General features: G+C 57.4%; 5 protein-coding genes and 1 pseudogene. 3 read left to right on the top strand and 3 right to left on the bottom strand.

Going from position 1 to position 3,455, the window contains the following annotated elements; translation table 11 throughout:
• Positions 1-228: hypothetical protein (locus tag JQ575_RS43905; RefSeq protein ID WP_212039350.1), on the bottom strand; the 228-nt coding region annotated here is incomplete at its 3' end.
• Between JQ575_RS43905 and JQ575_RS43910 the strand changes: the two genes are divergently transcribed.
• The gene (locus tag JQ575_RS43910) at positions 222-500 is read left to right on the top strand and encodes a hypothetical protein (protein ID WP_212039351.1); all 279 of its coding nucleotides are present in this window, start codon (positions 222-224) and stop codon (positions 498-500) included. The genes JQ575_RS43905 and JQ575_RS43910 overlap by 7 nt on opposite strands.
• Before the next feature lie 135 nt (positions 501-635).
• Here the strand turns inward: JQ575_RS43910 and JQ575_RS43915 are convergent, their stop codons facing one another.
• The gene (locus tag JQ575_RS43915) at positions 636-776 is read right to left on the bottom strand and encodes a hypothetical protein (protein WP_212039352.1); all 141 of its coding nucleotides are present in this window, start codon (positions 774-776) and stop codon (positions 636-638) included.
• A gap of 353 nt (positions 777-1,129) precedes the next feature.
• On the bottom strand, positions 1,130-1,333 hold the full coding sequence (locus JQ575_RS43920) for a hypothetical protein (protein ID WP_212039353.1): 204 nt from the start codon (positions 1,331-1,333) through the stop codon (positions 1,130-1,132).
• Between the two features lie 805 nt (positions 1,334-2,138).
• Here JQ575_RS43920 and JQ575_RS43925 point away from each other — a divergent pair.
• Both JQ575_RS43925 and JQ575_RS45540 read left to right on the top strand, forming a co-directional pair.
• Positions 2,139-2,294 (top strand): hypothetical protein, encoded by a 156-nt coding sequence (locus tag JQ575_RS43925; protein ID WP_212039354.1) that lies wholly within the window; start codon positions 2,139-2,141, stop codon positions 2,292-2,294.
• A gap of 518 nt (positions 2,295-2,812) precedes the next feature.
• Positions 2,813-2,905, top strand: a pseudogene (locus JQ575_RS45540) (DNA ligase); the annotation flags it as partial.
• Between the last annotated feature and the right edge of the window lie 550 nt (positions 2,906-3,455).

The raw sequence follows: 3,455 nt of genomic DNA on the forward strand, positions 1-3,455 counted from the left end.
AAGAGGGACAGCGAAGCCTTTTGCATCAGCGTGTAATACTTGCCGCTGCCGCTCGTTTGACCGTTCCTTTACCATCGGCGAAAGGGAACGCGCCTCGGCGCTGCATGGGTAGAATTTCTTTTTCCGGACGACGATCAAAGTGAAATGGTCGGAGATCACCAGAGCCACGCAAGGGCAACTGATCGTGGTCACCGAGGCCGAAATCAAGAAGTCGCGCGGCGATGGCAAGCGATACGTCATTGCTGAGAAGCGCGTTCGAAGCTATGCGCCCCAACCCAAATACCGGTGCCGCTGGGGCTGCGGGATTAGTCGCCGGGGCCTTCGTGCTGATTGCTTTTGCGGCCATGGCCGGGCTTGACCTCTCAAGATTCACCCTAGCGTCCATTATCACGGCGGGCTTATGTGGCTTAGCGCCTGCTATCTATTTCTTCCGGCTAAAGACCAAGCACAACGAAGCGATCAAGCGCGAAATGGCCTCGCTTGAGGGAGCTGGCGAATAGTCGTACTTGTCAAGTACGCAATCCCTTGAACGCATACGGCTCAGATAGTGGCGAGCGTCTTAAATGCGAGTGTCGAATAGTCGACTATCCGGTTTTATGAGTTCATTTGCCCTTCGCCTTCAGCCTATGTTTGTTTCACTCGGCAGCGGCGGCTTCTGGATGATTCTCGGCTTGGCTCTTCCGGGTCAATAGAAGACCAAGGAAGCCGACCGCCACTAAAATAGCTCCCGCGATCATTAGCCAATGCGGCAACCCCATCGACGAAAGCAGGTCCATTTATTTCCCCTTCAGCCCCATAACAGTTTCACGGCTAACACGCCGAACCGACCCATACTACCGACATGCCTGTGAGCAGCAGCACCATGGCGTAGCGCTCTGATGCAGTCATTTTTTCGGATCAGTCCGATTCCGCATCCTTTATGAGCGAAATTTAGCAGACCGAGAACCTCCCATCTTTCTTCGCTGCTTGTCCAGGGTCGGAAAGCGAATTCCTAGCTTGCCTGCTTGGATCTGTACGCTGTGAATTTTCCGGTTCAATGCCGCGGCTGCGCGCGCGGCAGTCGCGCCGTCAGCCACAAACTTTTTCAACCGCTCCTTTTCCGCATCTGTCCAAGGCTTGTTTATCGGTCTCAAGTCGGCTTCCTGAAATACAGGCTGACGTCGGCCGTATGATTTTTGGGGACTAACTTTCTTTCGATCGCGCCCCTTGCAGCAAGGATATTCAGCTTCATCCTCAGGCTTGAGGGCGCTCCGAGACCATACACCTGCCAAATAAGCCGGGCGGTCACGGCGTTTTCTTCGCCGATCGGGACGAGTTGGACAATTGCGTCCAATTTCATTTCCTAGCCTTCGCAAGCGGGGATTTTAAGCAACGATGATCGCGCGCGGATCGAGGAGGCGGTGCGCTTCATCCGTTCCGCGCTCGTTGCCGTCGTCCGACCTTCAGAGGCGAGTTTACGGGCTTTGCTTCAATCGCGAAACCCCGGATCTTCGCCTTCCCATACGAACTCCGAGCTGGGAAGCGTGCCCCTTTACAGCCGCTTCGGTTCGGTTAGCGCTTTCGCAATGTACGCAGCACCGCGGCCGTCTATCGCAAGAGCACTTGTCACTTCTTCCGTCGATGACGAGCTCGGTGGTGACGAGGAGCCGGTTTATGGCTGGAACGACGAGGAGGCAGCGCGCGGCCGCTACCCCAGCCTCATGGGAAAGCACGAATGACGCCCCGGACGGTCTCGACCAAATATTAACCGCCATCCGTTATCTTCGAGGCAATCGTGGACTGATCCGCAACACTGGCCACGTGACTGACGCGTAAGGAAACCCGCCGGGGCATTGCCGGCGGGTTTTTCTTTGCCTCCGCGGTTCTCAGCCCAACTACGTGGGCCGACGCAATGAGCCCGTCCTAACCGCAGGGCTTTTTCTTGGGATGCACGCGCAACGCCGCGCCAGCCGAATATGTTGGCTGGGCGGCGTTGGCTTAGGTACTGGGCCCTGAAATCCCCCAGCGCCGTTAGTTCGCTGCGAGCGTGCTGAGGGTTCGATAACAAGTCCGTGAACGAGGTGAGACGCACGCGGGCCAGTTGCCGCCTGTTCCCCAAGTAACAGCCGCGCCGGCTGAGGGATCTCTATGGAGACGACATGGACGAAATGGATCGCCGCCACAGAGGAGACCGCGCCATGAAATACGATCAACTCAACGACGAACAACTTTCCATCGTTACTGGCGGTACGCCCGAAACGGGGCCAGCGGAAACCCCGGGAACGGCAAGGGCACCGGTGGCGGCGACGGACTAGGATGGCTTCGCAACTTTATAAGAGCGGTCGATAGCTCTGCGGTTTGAATGCGGCCGCCGGCGGGCTTTCTCATGTTTGTGACATGAGTCACGGAAGGCCCTTGCTCCGAATGTCATAGTTCGCGTGCGCTGACCGGCGCACTTCATCGTAAACCTGTTCATTCGGGAGACATCACAATGAACACTCTGACAAGCGATTAAGAACAATCTCCTTTCGGACGAAGCCCTCGACGCGGTCGCGGGCGGTCTGAATCCGCAGCCGCTTCGCCGCGCTGGAATTCGCTCAGCAACTTCTCTCACTTCGCGATCAACCAGCACTTCTCGCTGCCCTCTTTCAGCTTCCTGAAGTTCCGCTAGTGCATCGCGGAGCCCGCCGGTTCACGCCGGCGGGTTTCTTTACGCAACTCTCGCGGGGGCTTTGGGGTCCGTTTCAGCTATTGCATTCAGGATGACGTGGATGGCTGAACAATCGCAAAGATGGCGTCCAGTGACCGAGAACGCAAACAGGCTGGCAATGGTCCGCAGCTGCTGGCTGAAATCGAATACCGCGCGAAATCGGCAGAAGGCAAAGTGCGGCATCCGTTCTTTAAAGGGCTCAGGGAGGACGTATGAAACCTCGCGATGTCGCCACGCGATCCCGAGAGAGCTACATGATCTTCGCCGCCTCGATCCCGACCGCTTCCTCCGCAAAACCTATACCCTCCCCGTCGAAGACGCGCGCGCTCAGGCGCGTGATTTACTTCGGGAGTATCCTGCCGGCGGCGCACTGGCGTCAGCTTCCGGACGGCCAAATTCAATTCACGATGCGGAGGCTGCCCTCTGCCGATTGAGGAGCCGGACAGCGAGTGAAACTGTTACCGCCGTGCAACATGCCGGATGTTCCGCTGCCGGGACACAAACTAAGACTTCCCCGCCCGAAAGTCTTGCGGCAGCCTCGACGTTATCGGGACTGGGAGTATTGTTATTGCACTGACAATCAGTTTTCCCGGACAAGGCCGCAGCGCGCAACGCCTGCGGCCTTTTTCATTGGCCAGAAAAGCCGACGCAAATTACCGTTGAACCGGCGGGCATGCTTGCGTCGAGGTTCACGCCGACCACTTATCTTCTTCGCGCCTGGCTTCGTCGTCGTTAAGACGTTCGGCAATGTCGTCAGCTACAGCCG

Origin of the sequence: Bradyrhizobium sp. JYMT SZCCT0428, assembly GCF_018131075.1 — a bacterium.
In the GTDB taxonomy this organism is placed as follows: Bacteria; Pseudomonadota; Alphaproteobacteria; order Rhizobiales; family Xanthobacteraceae; genus Bradyrhizobium.